17 protein-coding genes and 1 tRNA gene are annotated in these 19,149 nt (G+C 69.9%); 11 read left to right on the top strand and 7 right to left on the bottom strand.

The window, feature by feature from the left end:
- On the top strand, positions 1–663 hold the full coding sequence (gene dhaL / locus PP359_RS07430; protein ID WP_112932331.1) for a dihydroxyacetone kinase subunit DhaL: 663 nt from the start codon (positions 1–3) through the stop codon (positions 661–663).
- On the top strand, positions 660–1,409 hold the full coding sequence (locus tag PP359_RS07425) for an HPr family phosphocarrier protein (RefSeq protein ID WP_499250219.1): 750 nt from the start codon (positions 660–662) through the stop codon (positions 1,407–1,409). The genes dhaL and PP359_RS07425 overlap by 4 nt, the downstream gene beginning before the upstream one ends.
- Before the next feature lie 3 nt (positions 1,410–1,412).
- Here the strand turns inward: PP359_RS07425 and PP359_RS07420 are convergent, their stop codons facing one another.
- On the bottom strand, positions 1,413–2,546 hold the full coding sequence (locus tag PP359_RS07420; protein WP_112932333.1) for a DUF4192 family protein: 1,134 nt from the start codon (positions 2,544–2,546) through the stop codon (positions 1,413–1,415).
- Positions 2,547–2,681: 135 nt separating this feature from the next.
- Between PP359_RS07420 and PP359_RS07415 the strand changes: the two genes are divergently transcribed.
- From PP359_RS07415 to PP359_RS07400, 4 genes are all read left to right on the top strand, one after another.
- Complete coding sequence (locus tag PP359_RS07415; protein WP_036286013.1) at positions 2,682–2,894, top strand: hypothetical protein; 213 nt, start codon at positions 2,682–2,684, stop codon at positions 2,892–2,894.
- Positions 2,895–2,944: 50 nt separating this feature from the next.
- Positions 2,945–4,405: a cardiolipin synthase gene (gene cls, locus PP359_RS07410; RefSeq protein WP_036286015.1), complete on the top strand. Its 1,461-nt coding sequence runs from the start codon at positions 2,945–2,947 to the stop codon at positions 4,403–4,405.
- 85 nt (positions 4,406–4,490) lie between these two features.
- Complete coding sequence (locus tag PP359_RS07405; protein WP_499250218.1) at positions 4,491–5,198, top strand: hypothetical protein; 708 nt, start codon at positions 4,491–4,493, stop codon at positions 5,196–5,198.
- Between the two features lie 213 nt (positions 5,199–5,411).
- On the top strand, positions 5,412–7,937 hold the full coding sequence (locus tag PP359_RS07400) for an ATP-dependent Clp protease ATP-binding subunit (RefSeq protein WP_112932336.1): 2,526 nt from the start codon (positions 5,412–5,414) through the stop codon (positions 7,935–7,937).
- Positions 7,938–8,024: 87 nt separating this feature from the next.
- Here PP359_RS07400 and PP359_RS07395 read toward each other — a convergent pair whose 3' ends face one another.
- The 3 genes from PP359_RS07395 to PP359_RS07385 are packed head-to-tail and all read right to left on the bottom strand — an operon-like array spanning position 8,025 to position 12,219.
- Entirely contained in the window at positions 8,025–8,768 is a 744-nt protein-coding gene (locus PP359_RS07395; protein ID WP_499250217.1) for a gamma-glutamyl-gamma-aminobutyrate hydrolase family protein, read from the bottom strand.
- Positions 8,765–9,691 (bottom strand): transglutaminase family protein, encoded by a 927-nt coding sequence (locus tag PP359_RS07390; protein ID WP_244295565.1) that lies wholly within the window; start codon positions 9,689–9,691, stop codon positions 8,765–8,767. The genes PP359_RS07395 and PP359_RS07390 overlap by 4 nt, the downstream gene beginning before the upstream one ends.
- Positions 9,691–12,219 carry a circularly permuted type 2 ATP-grasp protein gene (locus tag PP359_RS07385; protein ID WP_499250216.1) on the bottom strand — a complete coding sequence of 843 codons (2,529 nt, stop codon included), beginning with the start codon at positions 12,217–12,219 and terminating at the stop codon, positions 9,691–9,693. Before PP359_RS07385 ends, PP359_RS07390 begins: the two co-directional genes overlap by 1 nt.
- Before the next feature lie 47 nt (positions 12,220–12,266).
- On the opposite strand from PP359_RS07385, the gene PP359_RS07380 reads away from it, so the two are divergent.
- From PP359_RS07380 to PP359_RS07370, 3 genes are all read left to right on the top strand, one after another.
- The gene (locus PP359_RS07380) at positions 12,267–12,800 is read left to right on the top strand and encodes an amino-acid N-acetyltransferase (protein ID WP_005050645.1); all 534 of its coding nucleotides are present in this window, start codon (positions 12,267–12,269) and stop codon (positions 12,798–12,800) included.
- 51 nt (positions 12,801–12,851) lie between these two features.
- On the top strand, positions 12,852–13,535 hold the full coding sequence (locus tag PP359_RS07375) for a hypothetical protein (protein WP_499250215.1): 684 nt from the start codon (positions 12,852–12,854) through the stop codon (positions 13,533–13,535).
- 328 nt (positions 13,536–13,863) lie between these two features.
- Positions 13,864–14,271, top strand: a complete 408-nt coding sequence (locus PP359_RS07370; protein ID WP_039412839.1) for a hypothetical protein — start codon at positions 13,864–13,866, stop codon at positions 14,269–14,271.
- Positions 14,272–14,283: 12 nt separating this feature from the next.
- Here PP359_RS07370 and radA read toward each other — a convergent pair whose 3' ends face one another.
- Both radA and PP359_RS07360 read right to left on the bottom strand, forming a co-directional pair.
- A complete protein-coding gene (gene radA, locus PP359_RS07365) occupies positions 14,284–15,639 on the bottom strand; it encodes a DNA repair protein RadA (protein ID WP_112932342.1) in 1,356 nt (451 codons plus the stop codon).
- Between the two features lie 60 nt (positions 15,640–15,699).
- Positions 15,700–16,653, bottom strand: coding sequence for an L-lactate dehydrogenase (locus tag PP359_RS07360; protein ID WP_016463670.1), 954 nt, complete (start codon positions 16,651–16,653; stop codon positions 15,700–15,702).
- 114 nt (positions 16,654–16,767) lie between these two features.
- Between PP359_RS07360 and PP359_RS07355 the strand changes: the two genes are divergently transcribed.
- Positions 16,768–17,472, top strand: coding sequence for a DUF899 domain-containing protein (locus PP359_RS07355; protein ID WP_499250214.1), 705 nt, complete (start codon positions 16,768–16,770; stop codon positions 17,470–17,472).
- Here PP359_RS07355 and PP359_RS07350 read toward each other — a convergent pair.
- Positions 17,442–18,869 carry an MFS transporter gene (locus PP359_RS07350; protein WP_499250213.1) on the bottom strand — a complete coding sequence of 476 codons (1,428 nt, stop codon included), beginning with the start codon at positions 18,867–18,869 and terminating at the stop codon, positions 17,442–17,444. The genes PP359_RS07355 and PP359_RS07350 overlap by 31 nt on opposite strands.
- 122 nt (positions 18,870–18,991) lie before the next feature.
- Between PP359_RS07350 and PP359_RS07345 the strand changes: the two genes are divergently transcribed.
- Positions 18,992–19,082: transfer RNA gene (locus PP359_RS07345), tRNA-Ser, on the top strand.
- The last annotated feature ends 67 nt before the right edge of the window (positions 19,083–19,149 follow it).

Raw genomic sequence — 19,149 nt, 5'->3', positions numbered from 1 at the left:
ATGACGGATGCCGCGACGACGGACACCGTGACCCTCGATGTTCTCGACCGGTGGGTGCGGCTCAGCGACGCCCGCCTGACGACGGAGGCCGACCATCTGACCGCGCTCGACTCTGCGATCGGCGACGCCGATCACGGCACCAACATGCTCCGCGGCTTCACCGCGATCGTCGCAAAGCTGGATGCCACGCCGCCGCAGAGCGTTCCGGAGTTCTTCAAAGCCGTCGGCATGACCCTCGTCAGCAAGGTCGGTGGAGCGAGCGGCTCGCTCTACGGCACCCTCTTCCTCGACATGGGCAAGAACGCGCCCGCCGGAGCATCGATGTCGGCCGTGGAGTGGGCGCACGCGCTGTCGGCCGGCGTCGCTGCGGTCGTCGCGAGAGGTCACGCGCAGCCGGGCGACAAGACGATGATCGACGCGTTCGGTCCGGCGCTGACCGCACTCGAGGCCGCCCTGTCGGGAGGAGCGACACTCGCCGCTGCCGCGGCGGCCGCAGCCGACGCGGCCGAGCAGGGCAGCGCCGACACCGAGCCGCTCGTTGCCCGGAAGGGCCGCGCCTCGTACCTGGGTGAACGCAGTGCCGGTCACGTCGATCCGGGGTCGGCGTCGACAGCCCTGCTGCTGAGAGCATTCGCGGACGCCGCCGCGGGGGAAGCCGCGTGATCGGCTTCGTCATCGTCTCGCACAGTGAAGCTCTGGCCCGGGCCGCCGTCGATCTCGGGATGCAGATGATCCACGGCGAGGCCCCGGCGGTGCGGATCGCCTCGGGAGCAGACGGGGGCTTCGGCACGGACGCGGCGGCCATCGCAGACGCCATCGATGCGCTCGCCGACGCCGACGGTGTGCTGATCATCACCGATCTCGGCTCAGCGGTGCTCAGCTCGGAGCTCGCTCTGGATCTGCGGACGAGCACCGTTGCGGTGCGTATCAGCGACGGGCCGTTCGTGGAGGGGATCACCGCGGGGCTCGTGCGAGCGGCGGCGGGCGGAGGCCTCGACGACGTTGCGAACGAGGTGTCGACAGCGCTCGCGGCGAAGCAGGCGCACGCCCCTGCGGCATCCGCGGACGCGCCGATGCCCCCCGCGTCCTCCGACGCGCCCGTCGGCGCCGTCGGATCCGACGCGTCCGCCGAGGCGGTGCTGCGCAATCCGATGGGCTTGCACTCGCGGCCGGCGGCCCTCGTCGTCAAGGCCGTCGGCGCCTTCGATGCGGACGTCTCGATCGCGAACCTCACGACCGGTGCCGGCCCGGCATCCGCCCTCAGCATGATCGGGCTGCTCGCGCTGGGAGCCGGGGGCGGCGCCACCGTGCGCATCAGCGCGAGCGGACCGGACGCCGCTGCCGCCGTCGAAACGGTGCGTCGGCTCGTCGACGACGGTTTCGGTGAGCTCGACCAGGCGCCGGCCTGATCTCTACCGCGCACGGAACGCCCAGTCGGGCAGGTGTCCGGCGGCGACGAACGACCCGACGATCTCGGCCAGGCCGTGCCGGGGGTCGGCGTGGAGTGCCTGGCGGACGTAGGCGTCGGCGTGGGTGGAGCGCCCACGCGCCCAGGCAATCCAACCGCACACCGCCAGAGCGCCCGCCCGGCGCTTCTTCGGCATGAGGGCGGCGACGTTGCGCGCCAGGCGCAGCGCCGCGTCGAGACGCTCGGCATCGGGTCGCGGGCCGTCTCCCCACATCACCTCGGCGAGATCGCTCGGATACAGCTCGCCGTCCTCCCACCGCCGCTGGGCCTCCATGGCCGCATCTCCGCCGTCGACGTCACTGGCCCACTGCACGAGCGCGACGTCGCGCAGTCCTGCGCGGGCGAGGCACCAGCCGATCGACGCGGCATCCATCGGAGCCAGATCATCCGGGTTCCACGACAGAGCGCGCTCGAACAGCGCCGGGAGGTCGTCGAGCGCGCACGCGGCCTCGAGTGCCGCCGGGTCGATGCGAGCGGGCGTGGCCCCACTCACCCGCGGGATGCCGCAGATGGTCTCGAGTGCCGCGTCCAGCGACCGCAGCGCCTGTCCGACGGCCCGCCGACGCGCAGCGCCGGGTATCGGCAACTGTGCGCCGGCCGCCTGGTCCACCGCGGGTGGGCCGTCCACGGCTTCGGGCGGCAGATCGTCGCGCGGGGCGATGCGTGCGCGGTCGTGGCCGCCGGGCGGCAGCCGATTCGACAGTGCCGATCCCCAGCCGTTCGCCGCGACGACGAAGACCTCCGCGACCGGTAGCCCGCACTCGTCGGCGCGCGTCCGGAGGGCGGCGATGACCGCGGGGTGGGGGAGACGTGGCGACGGATCGTCGCTGATCTCGGCATCCGTGTAGACGACCAGTACCACCGCCTCGACGTCGACGATTCGGCAGGCCATGCCGATGATGCTGGCGGCGGCGCCGGCCGCCGCGGTCTCGGACGGAAGGTCGACCCGCATCACGCCGAGCGTGCGTCCCTGCGACAAGGGCACGACCACGACGCTGTCGCGCGGCGTGCAGCCGAGCAGGTGCGGAAGAACGGAGAGGAACTGTGCCGCATCGGCGGCGCGGACGATCGTGGACATGCCGAGAGTCTGGGCGTGCGGGCGCGGGAGCTGCGCGTCGGCGGCGCCGTCGTGGACAACCCGCGACCCACTCGCTTCTGGGGAGGAGCCCGCACGCTGGGGAGGAGCCCGCACGCAGCGGCGTAGCATGGAGCCATGGACTCGTACTGGACCGCCGTCGCCTGGTCGCTCCTGCCGACCGTCGTCGTGCTGGGACTGTTCGTGTTCGTGCTGCGCGCCATCATCCGGATGGATCGCTCGGAGCGTCGGGTCTACGCGCGCATCGAGAACGAAGAACGCGCCAAGCGCGGCTTGCCGCCCGTGGGCGCTGCCGACACGGCGGGCCCCGACGCGCCTCGCGCGACCTGAGTCGCCCGTTGTCGATACGCTGAGCGGAGTCCGACAGCGGGGAGAGCGACGTGGATCAGACCGGATGGGCGCTCGCCTGGGTGATCCTGGTCTTCGTCACCGACGTCACCGTGCGCATCCTGGCGATCATCATCGTGCCTCGCAACCGCCGCCCGACGGCCGCGATGGCCTGGCTGCTGGCGATCTACTTCATCCCGATCATCGGTGTGCTGCTGTTCCTGCTGATCGGCAATCCTCGGCTGCCTCGCAAGCGCCGCAAGAAGCAGCAGCAGATCAACGATTACATCCGCACGACGAGTCACGGGCTCGACCTGGGCACCCTGCGCCCCGATCCACCGCAGTGGTTCGCACAGCTCGTCCGCCTCAACCGCAACCTCGGGGCGATGCCGCTGTCGGGCGAGAACGCCGCGACCATCATCTCCGGCTATCAAGACAGCATCGACGAGATGGCGGCGGCGATCCGTCAGGCGACCACGTACGTGCACGCCGAGTTCTACATCCTGCAGTGCGATGACACCACGGCCGGATTCTTCGATGCCCTAGAGGATGCCGTGAAGCGCGGCGTCGTCGTGCGGGTGCTGCTGGATCACTGGGCCAACCGCGGCAAGCCGTTCTACGCGCAGACCTGCCGGCGACTCGATGCGATGGGAGCGACGTGGCAGCTGATGCTGCCGGTGCAGCCGCTGCGCGGGAAGTACCAGCGTCCCGATCTGCGCAACCACCGCAAGCTGCTCGTCGTCGACGGCCACACCGCGTTCATGGGTTCGCAGAACGTGACCGACTCCACGTACAACCTGCGCAAGAACATCAAGCGGGGACTTCATTGGGTGGACATGATGGCGCGTCTGGAGGGGCCGGTCGTGGCGTCGGTCAACGCCGTCTTCCTCAGCGACTGGTACAGCGAGACCGACGAGATCGTCGAGGGCATCGAGCTGTTCCAGGTGCACACCGGCAGCGGTGACCTCGACTGCCAGGTGATCCCCTCCGGCCCCGGGTTCGAGTTCCAGAACAACCTGAAGCTGTTCATGACGCTGCTGTTCTCCGCGCGCGAGAAGATCATCATCGTCTCGCCGTACTTCGTCCCCGACGAGGGGCTGCTGCTCGCCATCCAGACCGCCTGCCAGCGCGGCGTGCACGTCGAACTGTTCGTGTCCGAAGAGGGCGATCAGGCGATGGTGTACCACGCGCAGCGCAGCTACTACGAGGCGCTGCTGCGCGGCGGGGTGAAGATCTGGATGTACAAGAAGCCGTTCATCCTGCACTCCAAGTCGATGTCGATCGACGACGAGGTCGCGGTGGTCGGCTCGAGCAACATGGACATGCGCAGTTTCGGTCTGAACCTCGAGATCTCCCTCCTCGTGCGGGGCGAGGACTTCGTCTCGCAGCTGCGCGCCGTCGAAGACGAGTATCGGGCGCTGAGCCGCGAGCTGACGCTCGAAGAGTGGCAGCAGCAACCGCTGCGCTCCACGGTGCTCGACAACCTCGCCCGACTCACCTCCGCACTGCAGTAAGCGGCACCACGCTGGCGCCCCGGTCGTTACCGGGACGTGATCGCGTTCACGGGACGGCTTCAGAGGTCTCGGTCATGATGGGCGCATGACGATCCGCCGTACGCTCTCCCTGTCCGCCCTCGTCACAGCGACTACCCTCGTTCTGGTGGGATGCGCCGCGGGCAGCGCCTCCCCGGCGGGATCTCCGTCCGCGACGGGCGGCACCCAGGTCGTGGACGTCAGCGCCGGCTGGCTCGACGGGGGCCGCGCGGTGGCCGTGGTCACGCACGGCTCCTCGAGCTGCGTCCCCTCGGCATCCGAGGTCTCTGTACAAGCCGACGGGAGCGTCGCCGTCACGCTGGTCGACCCGACGGGCGAAGCGGTGTGCACCGCAGACCTGGCTCCGCGTGCCAGCCTCGTGAGCCTGCCGAACGGTGTGGATGCCGCCGCGAAGCTCTCCCTCACGGTCTCTCTGGGCACCGCGCGCGGTCAGGTCACGCTGGAGCCTTACGCGGGACCGGCGGTGGCGGAGTACGCGCCGTCCGCGGGCTGGATCGACGGCAATGTCCTCGCGATCCTCACGTGGGGCTCGTCATCGTGCGCGCTGCGTGTGCAGAGCGCCGTCAGCACCGGCACCGATGTCGCGGTCACGTTCGTCGACCCGCCCGCCGATCGGGCCTGCACGATGGACATGGCTCCGCGCATCGCCCTCGCCGTCGTGGATGGCGGCGGCGCGGCATCCGGGGCGACCGCGACGCTCTCCGGCGGCGACGCGCAGTTCGCCACTCCCGTCACGATCCCCATCGCGGGCTGAGTCCCGCCGGGCGCGCCTCGGACGCCGCCACGCGAAGTCCGCAGAAAGCGACGTCCTCCGCATCCGTTTCGGCGGATGCGTGCGGAGTGCGCGAGATTCTGCGGAGTTCGTGAGCCGGTGCGCCGACGGCGAACACGGGCATACCGGCATCCGCTGGTCGTTACCCTCGACGTAAGCGCACCAGAGAACCGTGCGCCTGAGGAGTGTCGACGAATGTTCGAGAGATTCACGGACCGTGCCCGTCGTGTGGTCGTCCTCGCCCAAGAAGAGGCGAAGATGCTCAACCACAACTACATCGGCACCGAGCACATCCTGCTCGGTCTCATCCACGAGGGCGAGGGCGTCGCCGCCAAGGCGCTCGAGAGCCTGGGGATCTCGCTGGACGCCGTCCGCGAGCAGGTCCAGGACATCATCGGCCAGGGCCAGCAGCAGCCGACCGGCCACATCCCCTTCACGCCGCGCGCGAAGAAGGTGCTGGAGCTGAGCCTGCGCGAGGCGCTGCAGCTCGGCCACAACTACATCGGCACCGAGCACATCCTGCTCGGCCTCATCCGCGAGGGCGAGGGCGTCGCCGCACAGGTGCTGGTCAAGCTCGGCGCCGACCTCAACAAGGTGCGCCAGCAGGTCATCCAGCTGCTCAGCGGCTACCAGGGCAAGGAGCCCGCGGGTGTCGCCGCCGGCGCGGGCGAGCAGAACCAGCAGGCCGCCCAGGGCGGTTCGGCCGTGCTCGACCAGTTCGGTCGCAACCTCACGCAGGCCGCGCGCGACAACAAGCTCGACCCCGTCATCGGGCGCGAGAAGGAGATCGAGCGCGTCATGCAGATCCTGTCGCGCCGCTCGAAGAACAACCCGGTGCTCATCGGCGAGCCCGGCGTCGGCAAGACCGCCGTCGTCGAGGGTCTCGCCCAGGCGATCGTGAAGAACGACGTCCCCGAGACGCTGAAGGACAAGCAGGTCTACTCGCTCGACCTCGGCTCGCTCATCGCCGGGTCCCGCTACCGCGGTGACTTCGAGGAGCGCCTGAAGAAGGTCACCAAGGAGATCCGCACGCGCGGCGACATCATCGTCTTCATCGACGAGATCCACACCCTCGTGGGTGCGGGCGCCGCCGAGGGCGCGATCGACGCGGCATCCATCTTGAAGCCGCTCCTCGCCCGCGGCGAGCTGCAGACGATCGGCGCCACGACCCTCGACGAGTACCGCAAGCACTTCGAGAAGGACGCCGCGCTCGAGCGCCGCTTCCAGCCGATTCAGGTCGCCGAGCCGAGCCTGCCCCACGCGATCAACATCCTGAAGGGGCTGCGCGACCGCTACGAGGCGCACCACAAGGTGCAGATCACCGACGGCGCCATCGTCGCGGCGGCGAACCTCGCCGACCGCTACATCAGCGACCGTTTCCTGCCCGACAAGGCGATCGACCTGATCGACGAGGCCGGCGCGCGCCTGCGTCTGTCGATCCTGTCGAGCCCGCCCGAGCTGCGCGAGTTCGACGAGAAGATCGCCAAGGTCCGTGAGGACAAGGAGGCCGCCAGCGAGGAGCAGGACTTCGAGAAGGCCGCCGCTCTCCGCGACGAGGAGAAGTCGCTGCTCGCCGAGCGCCTGCGCCTCGAGAAGCAGTGGCGCAGCGGTGACGTCGCCAGCCACGCGGTGGTCGACGAGGGTCTGATCGCCGAGGTGCTCGCACAGGCCACCGGCATCCCGGTCTTCAAGCTCACGGAGGAGGAGACCAGCCGTCTCGTCTTCATGGAGAAGGCGCTGCACCAGCGGGTCATCGGCCAGGAGGAGGCGATCGCCGCGCTCAGCCGCACGATCCGTCGTCAGCGCGCTGGCCTCAAGGACCCGAAGCGTCCCAGCGGCTCGTTCATCTTCGCCGGCCCCACGGGCGTCGGAAAGACGGAGCTGGCCAAGGCGCTCGCCGAGTTCCTGTTCGACGACGAGGGTGCGCTGATCTCGCTCGACATGAGCGAGTTCGGCGAGAAGCACACCGTCTCGCGGCTGTTCGGTGCCCCTCCGGGGTTCGTCGGCTTCGAAGAGGGCGGCCAGCTCACCGAGAAGGTGCGGCGCAAGCCGTTCTCTGTGGTGCTCTTCGACGAGATCGAGAAGGCTCACCCGGACATCTTCAACTCGCTGCTGCAGATCCTCGAAGAGGGTCGCCTGACCGACGGTCAGGGCCGCGTCGTCGACTTCAAGAACACGGTCATCATCATGACCACCAACCTCGGATCCTCCGCCATCGCCGGTGGCCCGGTCGGGTTCCAGGTCGAGGGCAACTCGCAGACGACCTACGAGCGGATGAAGGGCAAGGTCGACGAGGAGCTGAAGCGTCACTTCAAGCCGGAGTTCCTCAACCGCGTCGATGACGTCATCGTCTTCCCGCAGCTCAACAAGGCCGAGCTCCGCCAGATCGTCGGACTGTTCACGAAGCGACTGAGCGAGCGTCTGCTCGATCGCGACATGACGGTCGAGCTGACGGACGCCGCCAAGGACCGGCTCATCGAGATCGGGTTCGACCCGACCCTCGGTGCCCGCCCCCTGCGCCGCGCCATGCAGCGCGAGGTCGAGGACCAGCTGTCCGAGCGGATCCTGCACGGCGAGCTCAACCCCGGTGACCACGTCAAGGTGGATGCCGAGAACGGCACCTTCCTGTTCGAGCACGGTCCTCGCGGCGAGAAGGTCGCGGTCGGTGTCGGCGCAGTCGGCGCGATCGAGGCCACGCCGGACATCGTCGCCGGAAGCTGACCCGGTTCGATCACTGTACGACGGGGCGGATGCTGCGGCATCCGCCCCTTCGGCGTGTGAACGCGGCGGGGGCGTGAGTCGAAACGTCTAGCGGGCGGCGCGGAAGCGTCGGGCCGCGGCGACGAGCGCGGCGAACAGGCGCCGGTCGGCGGCATCCTCTTCGGGGTGCCATTGCACCGCGACGAACCACGGACCTTCGATCGTCTCGATCGCCTGCGGGAGACCGTCGTCGCTGCGGGCGCTGACGACGAGACCGCCGCCGACCCGGTCGATGCCCTGATGATGGTAGCTGCGCACCGAGAGGTCGCCGACGCCGACGATGTCCGCCAGTCGTGTGCCGTCTTCGACCGTCGCCGTGTTCGTCGCGAACACGCCGCCGCCGAGCTGATAGCGGCCCGTGCCGAGCGCCTCCGGCAGATGTTGGTGCAGTGTGCCACCCGCGGCGACGTTGGCCAGCTGCAGACCTCGGCAGATGCCGAGAACGGGCATCCCGCGACGACGTGCGCCGGCCAGCAGCGCCAACTCCCACGCATCGCGATCGGTGCGGGGCTCGTCGGTCTCGGGGTGGGGCGCGGCGCCGTAGAGAGCGGGATCGACGTCGAGGCCGCCGGTGAGGACCAGCCCGTCCAGACCGTCGAGCACCGCGTCGGCGGCAGCATCCGGGTCGGGCTGCGGTGGCAGCAGCACCCCTGCGCCGCCGACCGCGGTGGTCGCGTCGAGGTAGACCTGGGGCAGAAAGGCCGCGCGCACGTCCCACACACCTTGCTGGGCGCGCTCGAGGTAGGTCGTGAGGCCGATGACGGGTCGTAGGTCTCTGGCGGGGGCGCTCATGCGGTTCCTGTCGCCGCGGGAGGAAGTGACGCAGCGGTCGCCGCCGCATCGAGCGGAGCCACGTCGACCGAGACGCGCAGCGTCGAGTTCTTCGCCTTGGTGAAGATGATGCCGCGCACCGGCGCGACGTCTCCGTAGTCGCGACCCCACGCCACCGTCACGTAGCGGTCGTTCGCCCACTGGTCGTTCGTCGGGTCGATCGCCAGCCACTGGTCGGTGCCGGGCAGCCACACGGCGAGCCACGCATGCGACGCGTCGGCGCCGAACACCCGCTCCTTGCCGGGCGGCGGCTGCGTCGCCAGGTAGCCCGAGACGTAGCGGGCGGCGACCCCGTGCGAGCGCAGGCACGCGAGCGCCACGTGCGCGAAGTCCTGACAGACCCCCGCCCGCGCGCGCATCGCATCGCCCACGGTGCTGGTGACGGTGGTCGCCGTCTTGTCGTAGTCGAAGTCGCGGTAGATCCGCTGCATGAGATCCGTCGCGGCCTCACCGATGGGTCGACCGGGCGTGAGCGACACGGCACCGTACGCCGCGGCCTCCGGCTCGTGGCGCACCCGCGGCGACTCCAGGGCGTACTCGACGGCCCGCCACGCCTCGGGTAGATGAGTGTTCAGCAACGGCCGAGCCTGCTCCCACGGGAGTGCGAGCGCGTCGGCGTCGTATGTGGGCGTCTCGACGGCGACGACACTCGAGGCGGTGATCGTCAGCGCCTCGTGCGGGTCGGTGAGGTGGAAGTAGGTGGCCGAGTTGCCGAACGCGTCGGTGTCGGGCGCGATGTCGCCCGGAGCCGGGTCGACCTGGACGCTCGCCTCGGTGACCTCCTGCCAGGGCAGGTCGCGGGGTACGAGATGGAACTGGCCGACGCTGTCCTGCACGGGCTTGCCGTACGTGTAGGCGGTGCGGTGCCAGACGCGGTAACGCATCACGCGCGGGCCTCCATCAACTCGACGAGGGACAGGTCGGTCATCGCGACGGCGGGCGGCCCGCTCTCGAAGTGGAGATGGGTGACGGCATCTGAGAGCTGTTCGAGCTGCGCCGTCACATCGGCCATGAAGGCGACGAGCGTGGCGCGTCGACCGTTATCGACGACGTCCAGCGCGGCGACGTCGATGGCGGCGAGTTCCGTTTCGAGATGATCGAGCAGGCGCTCCGCCCGGGTCGACCCCGTGGATGCCGGCATGGCGGCCAGATGCTCGCGCAGACGCGCGAGCGCGAACGCGAGCGAGCGCGGGTTGCTGTGATCGAGCAGCAGCAGATCGAGCACGTCGGCGGCCCGCATCGATCCGCGGTAGCGACGGCGGTGGGTCACGACGCTCTCGGCCGCCAGGAGGACGGCCTCCAAGACGCTGCGCTCGGCGCGGGGCGCGTGGCGTTCAGCCAGACCCGTCGACAGCAGTTCGGACAGCTGCAGTCCGCGCTCCAGGAAGCGGCCGGCTTCGATCATGTGCCAGCCGGTGTCGCGGATCATGTTCGCCGTGATGCCGTACAGCGACAGCATCGCCGAGAGCATGCGCCCTCCCGACTCCGCCGTGCGGTGCGGGTGGGACGAGCCGCGCAGCGCGCGGGTGGCGCGATCGATCGTCGCGAAGACCCGCCACGTGTCACCGGAGAGCTGGTCGCGGACGCCTTCCATCGCCTCGCGAAGCCGCGCGATCGAATGCGCGGCGGAGCCGGGACGGCGAACGTCCAGCAGCAGCGAGCGGAACTCCGCCTCGGGATCGAGCGAGCGCATTCCGGCCAGACGCCCGAGCACATCCAGCAGGACGCGGGGGCTCTCGGCCAGCCGGCCCGCCACGTAGGCACGAGGCTGGTCGAGCTCGGTCTGCGCCGTCAGCAGCAGCCGCAGAAGGTCTTCCGCGCGCTCCGCGTAGCGGCCGGTCCAGAACATGTCGGCGTGCGCGCGGGGAGCCAGCGGCGGGACGCTGCGCGCCGTCGGTGCAGGCGCGATCTCGGTCAGGTTCTGGTCGGGGTCGTCCTCCGAGGCTTTCAGCACCCACACGTCTTTCGTCCGCGGGAGCGCATCGGGGCTCTCTCGCACGGTCGCCAGACCTCCGACGAGCGGACGGTACGCCGACCCGTAGCGCAACGCGAACGCGCGGAGCGTCAACGGCAGCGCGTCGATACGCGCACCGAGATCGTCGGTGTTCGACCAGACCGGGGTTTGCGAGAGCGGCAGCAGGTCCTGCCCGACGAACCGGTGCGGAGCCGACTGGATTCGCGCGATCAGGTCGTCGGCCGACATCTCGCTGAACGCCTTGCGCGGTTCGTCGATCGTGCGCACGATCAGGCCCCGATCTCCCGCGCGCACGCGCGACAGTACCCGGTCCCTCGCCTCCGGATCGCCGCACCACACCGTCGGCACCGACGGAATGCGCAACTGCTCGCCGAGGAGGTATTCGCACGCCGCGGGCAGATAGGGGAGCAGCCCCGGGTTCTCCAGCACGCCGGCTCCGAGGCCGTTCACCAGGCGCACATGGCCGCGGCGTACGGCCTCACTCAGCCCGGCGACGCCCAGCCGTGAGTCGCCGCGAAGTTCCAAGGGGTCGCACCATGCGGCATCCACCCTGCGGATGATCACGTCGATGCGGTCGGTGGGGCGCGTGCGGGGCCAGCCGGCGGGCTTCATCCAGACGAACCCGTCGCGCACGACCAGATCGCTGCCCTGCACGAGCGGGAAACCGAGCGCGCTCGCCAGGAACGCCTGGTCGAACGCCGTCTCGCTCAGTGTGCCGGGAGAGAGGATGACGACCCGCGGGTCATCGATCTCGGCGGCCACCGACGACAGCAGCGCGGCGCGCAGCGCCGAGAAATACGGGTCGATGCGGTGGAGGTTCTCCTCCTGGAACAGGTCGGGCAGCACCTGCGAGATCACCCGGCGATTCTCCGCGGCGAAGCCCAGACCCGACGGTGCCTGCACGCGATCGGCGAGGACGTGCCATTCGCCCTCGGCGTCGCGCCCGAGATCGGTCGCCGCCAGCAGCAGCGGGTGAGGGTCGACGGCGCTCGCGCGGGCCAACGGGCGAGTGAAACCGGAGTGGCCGAAGACGACGGCCGACGGCACAATCCCTTCGCGCATCAGATTCTGCGGTCCGTACAGGTCGACGAGCAGCGCGTTCAGCAGCTCGGCCCGCTGCGCGAGCCCGACCTCCAACGGCGACCAGCCGGCCGCGTCGAACACGAACGGCACCGGGTCGAGCTGCCATGGCTGCGGTCCGGAGTCGCCGCGCAGGTACGAGACGCCGTCGTCCGCGAGAAAACGCGCGATCTCGCCGTCGACGCGCTGCAGATCCTCGCCCGTGAGGCTCAAGGCGTGCGCCGCCAGCGCCTTCCATCCGGGGCGGAGCGCCCCGTCTGCATCCACGAACTCGTCGTAGCGAACCGCCTCGGCCGACGGCGACAAGGGCAGCGCCGGCTGCGACACCGTCGCGGCATAGTCGCGCAACACACTCACGGCGAAGTCCTTCCCGGCTCCAGCGTAGGGGGCAATACAGTGGGTCGGTGACCCTTGCCGACCCCACCGAAGGCACCAGCCCGGCCCGCCCCGTCGTCCGGCCCGCGCGGACCTCGGATGTCCGCGGCATCCTCGCCCTTCTCGAGCCGTGGGTGCAGCGGCGGATCCTGCTCGGCAAGGAGATCGTCACCCTGTACGAATCGGTGCAGGAGTTCGTCGTCGCCGAGCAGGACGGCGAGCTCATCGGCTGCGGCGCCCTGCACGTGATGTGGGAGGACCTGGGCGAGATCCGCACGCTCATCGTCGCGGAGGACTGGCTGCATCACGGTGTCGGCGGGGCGATCGTGACGCAGCTGGAGGACCGCGCGATCGACCTCGGTCTGTCGCGGCTGTTCTGTCTCACCTTCGAGGTCGACTTCTTCCGTCGTCGCGGTTTCGCGCCCATCGGGGAACAGGTCGTCGACCCCGACGTGTACTCGCAGCTGCTGCGCAGCCCCGACGAGGGTGTCGCGGAGTTCCTCGACCTCGCGCACGTCAAACCGAACACGCTCGGCAATACGCGCATGCTGAAGAACCTCTGAGCCCCGCGCGCCCCGGCAGGTGACGGGGATGCCGCGGCCTAGCCTGGAGGAGTGAGCACCCCGACGCGCCGTTCGCGACGCCCCAGCCCCGCCGTCTACCGGCGGCGCCGGCTCGTCGCCGTGCTGATCGTCCTCGTCATCATCGCGGCGATCGTCCTCGCGATCTGGCAGCCGTGGCGTGCGTCTCAGCCCGCCGTGCCCGCATCGAGCCCGTCGGCCACGACGCCCCTCGCCTCGGCATCCACTCCGACCGCATCCGTCGCCCCCGCCGATGCCTCAGCGCCGCCGGCAGCGCCCGAGCCCACCCCCGACACCTCGGGGACGACGCCCGCGGTCGCGGCCTGCTCGACGGCAGCCATCTCGGTGCAGGCGGTCACGGATCAGGACGTGTACAGCGCGGGCGAGCTGCCCAAGCTGTCGATCACGCTCTCGAACACGTCGGGCGCGGCGTGCCTGATCAACGTGGGGACCGCGACGCAGTCATTCGTGATCACCAGCGGCACCGACACGTGGTGGCGTTCGACCGATTGCCAGTCGGAGTCCAGCGATCAGGTCGTTCAACTGGCAGCGGGTCAGACCGTCTCCAGCGTGACGCCGCTGCAGTGGGACCGTACGCGATCATCGGTCGACACGTGCGGGTCGTCGCGGCCGCAGGCCTCGCCGGGCTACTACCACCTCTCGGTGTCGATCGGCGGCATCCAGGCGGCGGATACGAAGGTGTTCGAACTGCGCTGAGCCCGCGATCATCGCCATTCGGGATATCTAGGCAGTGATATATCTCTAACTCTGAGAGATTTCTCATCTGAGAACCAGCCGCCGCCTCACGGGCACGGTTAGCCTTGTTCGTAGCTCTCGTGGCGAGCCACCGTCGCCCCCAACGGCGGTCGTCGTGTCACCCCCAAGACCGGCATTCGGCAGATCGCCCGATGAGCCCAGGCCCTCTCGATTCTCCCAGCCCCCAATGTGGGGATCGAGAGGGCCCCCCTTTTCTGCGCGGGGTCCGTCACGCCGGGTGCGGTCAGCGCGTCGACGCGGTGCGGGAGGCGCCTCGTATGCTGGAGGGATGGCCGGAAAGAAGCGCGCGAAGCCCCCGCTCGAGTTCCGCAACACGCAGCTCGCCGACGCCCTGCAGACGCAGGACATGGCAGCTCTGGCCTTCGCCCTGCGTCACGGCCCGACGGTGGTGCCGCTCATGCGCCCCGGTCAGCGCGACGACCCTCGTGACACCGGCGAGGTCTGGACGTACCGCGACCCGAACACCGGCGATGTCGCGCTGCTGCTGTTCAGCGATGCGGCGAACAAGCCCGCCGCTCTTCCCCCCGCGGTGGCGCTGCACTCGCCCGCGTGGCTACGCAGCTTCCTCACCGCTCACGAATCCGAGATCACCACCGTCTTCTTCGACATCGCCGGACCGCACGCGATGCAGGCCTCGCCGGCGGATCTGCTGGCCGCGCTCGCTCTCGAAGCCTGACCGGCGGCGTGCTCAGAAGTCGGGGCGGTCGCTCGGCTCGCTCGGATGGTGTCGTGCGAGGTCGCGCAGGGCGCCGCGCAGGTCGCGGGATGCCGTGTCGATGACGGACCGATAGCCGACCCGGTTCGCCTCGTTGCGGCGCTGCTCGTGAGCAGTGACGGCTCGCACTTCGCCGGCCAGACTCAGCTCACCGATGGCGACCAGACCCTTCGGGGTGGCCCGCCCCGTGACCGCGCTCGCGACGGCGAGGGCGATGGCGAGGTCGGCGGCCGGCTCGATGAGACGCACGCCGCCCACGGTGGAGACGTAGACGTCCTGGTCGGATACCCGGATTCCGGCGCGCTTCTCGAGCACCGCAAGCACCATCGCCACGCGTGCGCCGTCGACGCCGCTGACGATGCGCCGTGGGTTGGGGCCCGAACCGGGCAGCGTGAGCGCCTGCACCTCGACCGGAAGTGCACGTCGTCCCTCCATCGCGATGGTCACGCAGGTGCCCGGTTCGCGTGATCCGTGGCCGAGGAAGAGGGCGCTGGGGTCGGGCACCTCGGCGATGCCGCGACTCGTCTGCTCGAAGCAGCCGACCTCATCGGTGGCACCGAACCGGTTCTTGAGGGCGCGGACGAAGCGCAGCGCGGTCTGCCGGTCACCCTCGAAGTGGCAGACGACGTCGACCAGGTGCTCCAGCACGCGCGGCCCCGCGACCTGCCCGTCCTTCGTGACATGGCCGACGATGATGACCGGAAGATCACGCTCCTTCGCCACGCGGATGAGCGTCGACGCGACCTCGCGCACCTGGCTGGGATGCCCCGGCGCTCCGTCGACGAGGCTGGAGCCGACCGTCTGGACGGAGTCGACGATCAGCAGCTCGGGACGAGTGTCGTCGACATGGCCCAGGATCGTGGCGAGGTCGGTTTCGCTCGCGAGGTAGAGCTCGTCGTGGAGGGCGCTGGTGCGCTCGGCGCGCAGGCGCACCTGTCCGAGCGACTCCTCGGCGCTCACGTACAGCACGCGCCGACCGGCGCGGGCGGTCTGTGCGGCGACCTCGAGCAACAATGTCGACTTCCCGACGCCGGGCTCGCCGGACAGCAGGATGGCCGCACCGGGCACGAGGCCCCCGCCCAGCACGCGGTCGAACTCGCCGACGCCGGTGGTCCGCCGCGGCGTCTCACGCGTGTCGATCGAGGTGATGGGGCGCGCCGCACGCGTCGGCGCGAGCGGCGTCACCGCATGCATCGGTGTCGACGACACGGCCTCGACCACCGTTCCCCACTGCTGGCACTCCCCGCATCGCCCGACCCACTTCGCGCTCGTCCAGCCGCACTCGGTGCAGCGGTACGCGCTCGTGGTCGCGGTGCGCTTTGATGCCATGCGTTCAGGCTAGTCGCGGCATCCGACAGTAGCGCCGGCCACCGCGTGGACGGCGAGAGATCAGCGCAGCGAGTCGGCGACCTCGCGGAGGGCGTCGGCCGAGCGACGGAACAGACCGAGCTCGTGGTCGGAGAACGACGTCTCGCGGATCGGCACTGCGCCGGCCGCCGAGACGACCGCCGGGACGGACAGGGCGACACCGCTCACGCCGTGGAAGTCGTCGAGCACGGCCGAGACCGGCATGACGGCGTGTTCATCGTCGAGGATCGCCTCGACGATGCGGGCGCTGGACAGGCCGATCGCGTAGTTCGTCGCACCCTTGCCCTGGATGACCTTGTAGGCGGCGTCGCGCACGTCGACGGCGATCTGGTCGAGCTCCTCGACCGTGAACGGCGGCTGACCGTCGAGGGGCTGCCACTCCAGGATCGGGACGGTGCCGATGGTCGCGTGCGACCACAGCGGGAACTCGGTGTCGCCGTGCTCGCCCACGATGTAGGCGTGCACGCTGGAGATGGAGACGCCCGCACGCTGCGCGATCTTCCAGCGCAGTCGCGAGGTGTCGAGCACGGTGCCCGACGCGAAGATGCGCTCATAGGGCAGGCCGGTGGTCTCCTGCGCGAGCACCGTCAGCACATCGCACGGATTGGTGACGATGACGAACGTCGCGTCGGGAGCGACGTCGAGCAGCTGCGGCATCATCGACTTCAGGATGTTGGCGTTGACGCCGGCCAGCTCGATACGGGTCTGCCCCGGTCGCTGCTTGGCGCCCGCCGTGATCACCACGACGTGCGAGCCCTTCGCGACCGAGATGTCGGCACCGCCGATGATGTCGCTCGACCCGGTGAACTGGGCGCCGTGTGCCAGATCGAGAACCTCGGCCTCGGTCTTCTCCGCGGCGATGTCGTAGAGGGCGACGTGGCGGGCCGAGCCGCGGATGAGGGCCGCGTAGGCCACGGAGGATCCGACCGCTCCCGCGCCGACGACGGTCAGTTTCGAGTTCTCGATCACGCTCATGGCCCCAGTCTGACAGGCCGGGGGATGCCGCGGCCACCGCGGGCCGCAGCCGTGCGAAACGGCGGCGTGCAGGGGGGTCTTGCGGACGGCGTCCGAGGGGCGAAGGATGCCGGCATGACGGACGATGCCCCTACCCTGCCTCCGGTGGTCGACCTCGACACCTGGCGGCGCGAGTTGGCCGCTCTGCGCGTGCGCGAGAAGGCGGCGACCCGAGAGCTCGACGCGATCGCCGCGCAGCGGCGACGTCTGCCGATGGTCGAGCTGCCCGACTATGTGCTTGAGGGTCCCGACGGTCCCGTGCGCCTCGTCGACATCTTCGGCGACAGGCGACAGTTGATCGTCTACAGCCACATGTGGACGGACGGGAAGCCGTGGCAGTGCCCGGGCTGCACGAGCTGGACGGCCCAATTCACACGGCTGGAGTTCCTCGACGACTACGACGCACGGTTCGTCATCGTGACGCAGGGTCCGATCGACGAGGCGCTCGCCTACCGGGAGCGTGTGGGCAACCGCATGGACTGGTATTCGACGGCGCACAGTCCGTTCGGTGCCGACATGGGGGCGCCGCCGGACGCGGGGTTCGCGGTCAACGTGTTCCTGCGCGACGGCGAGAAGGTGTACCGCACGTGGCACACCGACGGGCGCGGCACCGAGCAGCTCGGACACCTTCACGGCCTGATCGACGTGCTGCCGTTCGGGCGGCAGGAGGCGTGGGAGGATTCGCCGCCCGGGTGGCCGCAGCATCCGACCTACGAGGGCGGCATCGGGTCGCCCGGCATCGCGGCGCTCTACGGACCCGGAGGCTCCGCCGCCGGGTGAGCGACTCCCTCGGCGTCTCCTCCCGACGCATCCGAGCTGGATCGGCGTGGGTTGCGGATGCCGAGAAGCGAGACCAGTCCGCCGACGATGAGAAGCGCGGCCGTGGTGACCGCCGCCCGGTGGAAGCCGGCCAGATCGAGTGCGCCACCGGTGATCGCGGCAAGGGCTGCGATCGGCAGCAGCCCCGCCACGCGGGCGACGGCGTTGTTGACCGCGGAGGCGATGCCGGATCGCTCCGGGTCGGCGGCCCCGAGGATCGTCGAGGTGAGCGGAGACACGGTGAGGGCGAGTCCGAGCCCGAACACGACCATGCCCGGGAGCACCTGCCACCAGTAGTCGAAGTCGTCGGCGACGAGCAGCAGCAACAGCGCGCCGACCGACATGATGAGCGGCCCGGCGGTCATGAACAGACGCGGTCCCCATCGTCCGACCAGGGTGCCGATGCGTGAGCTGAGCGCGATCATGAGCAGGGTCGAGGGCAGACTGGCGAGGCCCGCGAGGGTCGCGCTGAGGCCGGCCCCCTGCTGCAGGTAGACGGCCAGGACGAACCCGTTGAGGGCGAGGGCCGCGTAGATGAACAGCGTCGACAGGTTGCCGGCGGAGAAGTTGCGGCTGCGGAAGAGATCGAGCGGCAGGATCGGGTCGGCGACCTGGCGTTGTCGCCAGACGAATCCGGCGAGCAGCACGAGGCCGGCGAGCCCCGGCATCCAGATCGCCGGGGACCCCCAGCCGAGGTTCGGCTGCTCGATGAGGGCGAAGACGGCCGCGCCGAGGCCGAGGGTGCACATGATCGCCCCGAGCACGTCGACCCGGGCGCCCGCGCGGCGTTCGTCACGGTGCTCGAGCCGTGTCAGCAGCCACAGCGCGATGCCGATCGGCAGCAGGTTGATCCCGAACGCCCATCGCCACGAAGAGTTGTCGACGATGAGTCCGCCCACCAGGGGGCCGATGATCATGGCGCCCGTCGTGGATGCCGTCCAGATGCCGATGGCGCGAGAGCGCAGCGGTTCGTGCATCGTCGCGGTGATGAGGGCGAGAGAGCTCGGCACGAGGAAAGCCCCGGCGGCACCCTGGACCGCACGTGCGGCGACGAGGAGTTCAGGGGTGGGGGAGAGGGCGACGCCCACCGAGGCGATGCCGAAGCCGATGAGGCCGATGCGCAGCACGAGAACCCGGCCGAACGCATCGCTCACCGCGCCGGCCACCAGGATGAGGGCACCCAGTGTCACGAGGTAGGCGTCGACCGTCCACTGCTGGGTGGACAGGCCGCCGCCGAGGTCGCGGGCGATGGCGGGGAGGGCGACGTTGACGATGGTGCCGTCGAGGAAAGCGACGAACGACCCCAGGATGGCGATCACGAGGACGAGTCGCTGCTGTGGTGTCATCTGCCGCGTCATCGCCCGAGCTCTCCCATGCCCTCACGCTAGGGCGCCCCGGCGACATCGTGAAGGGGGTGGGCAGGGCCACCCTCGCTGCAGCCGGTTCGCGGCATCCCGCGGAGTGTCGTAAGCTAGTCGGCGGTGACGTGTCCGAGCGGCCGAAGGTGCAACTCTCGAAAAGTTGTGTAGGGTAACCCCCTACCGTGGGTTCAAATCCCACCGTCACCGCCAGATCAAAGCCCCGCGATCCCTTGAAAACACTGGGATCGCGGGGCTTATGCTTTGCATGCGTGAGGAG

The sequence above is a fragment of the Sphingomonas sp. BLCC-B65 genome, from assembly GCF_028550675.1.
Taxonomy (GTDB): domain Bacteria; phylum Actinomycetota; class Actinomycetes; order Actinomycetales; family Microbacteriaceae; genus Microbacterium.
This window is presented reverse-complemented; position numbering and strand designations above follow the sequence as displayed.

Excerpts from the sequence above, each read along its gene's own strand:
- PP359_RS07395 (WP_499250217.1), bottom strand. The coding sequence starts at position 8,768 with ATGAGCGCCCCCGCCAGAGACCTACGACCCGTCATCGGCCTCACGACC.
- PP359_RS07350 (WP_499250213.1), bottom strand. The coding sequence starts at position 18,869 with ATGACGCGGCAGATGACACCACAGCAGCGACTCGTCCTCGTGATCGCC.
- radA (WP_112932342.1), bottom strand. The coding sequence starts at position 15,639 with ATGGCATCAAAGCGCACCGCGACCACGAGCGCGTACCGCTGCACCGAG.
- PP359_RS07360 (WP_016463670.1), bottom strand. The coding sequence starts at position 16,653 with ATGAGCGTGATCGAGAACTCGAAACTGACCGTCGTCGGCGCGGGAGCG.
- PP359_RS07415 (WP_036286013.1), top strand. The coding sequence starts at position 2,682 with ATGGACTCGTACTGGACCGCCGTCGCCTGGTCGCTCCTGCCGACCGTC.
- PP359_RS07420 (WP_112932333.1), bottom strand. The coding sequence starts at position 2,546 with ATGTCCACGATCGTCCGCGCCGCCGATGCGGCACAGTTCCTCTCCGTT.
- PP359_RS07370 (WP_039412839.1), top strand. The coding sequence starts at position 13,864 with ATGGCCGGAAAGAAGCGCGCGAAGCCCCCGCTCGAGTTCCGCAACACG.
- PP359_RS07390 (WP_244295565.1), bottom strand. The coding sequence starts at position 9,691 with ATGCGTTACCGCGTCTGGCACCGCACCGCCTACACGTACGGCAAGCCC.
- PP359_RS07400 (WP_112932336.1), top strand. The coding sequence starts at position 5,412 with ATGTTCGAGAGATTCACGGACCGTGCCCGTCGTGTGGTCGTCCTCGCC.
- dhaL (WP_112932331.1), top strand. The coding sequence starts at position 1 with ATGACGGATGCCGCGACGACGGACACCGTGACCCTCGATGTTCTCGAC.
- PP359_RS07405 (WP_499250218.1), top strand. The coding sequence starts at position 4,491 with ATGACGATCCGCCGTACGCTCTCCCTGTCCGCCCTCGTCACAGCGACT.
- PP359_RS07355 (WP_499250214.1), top strand. The coding sequence starts at position 16,768 with ATGACGGACGATGCCCCTACCCTGCCTCCGGTGGTCGACCTCGACACC.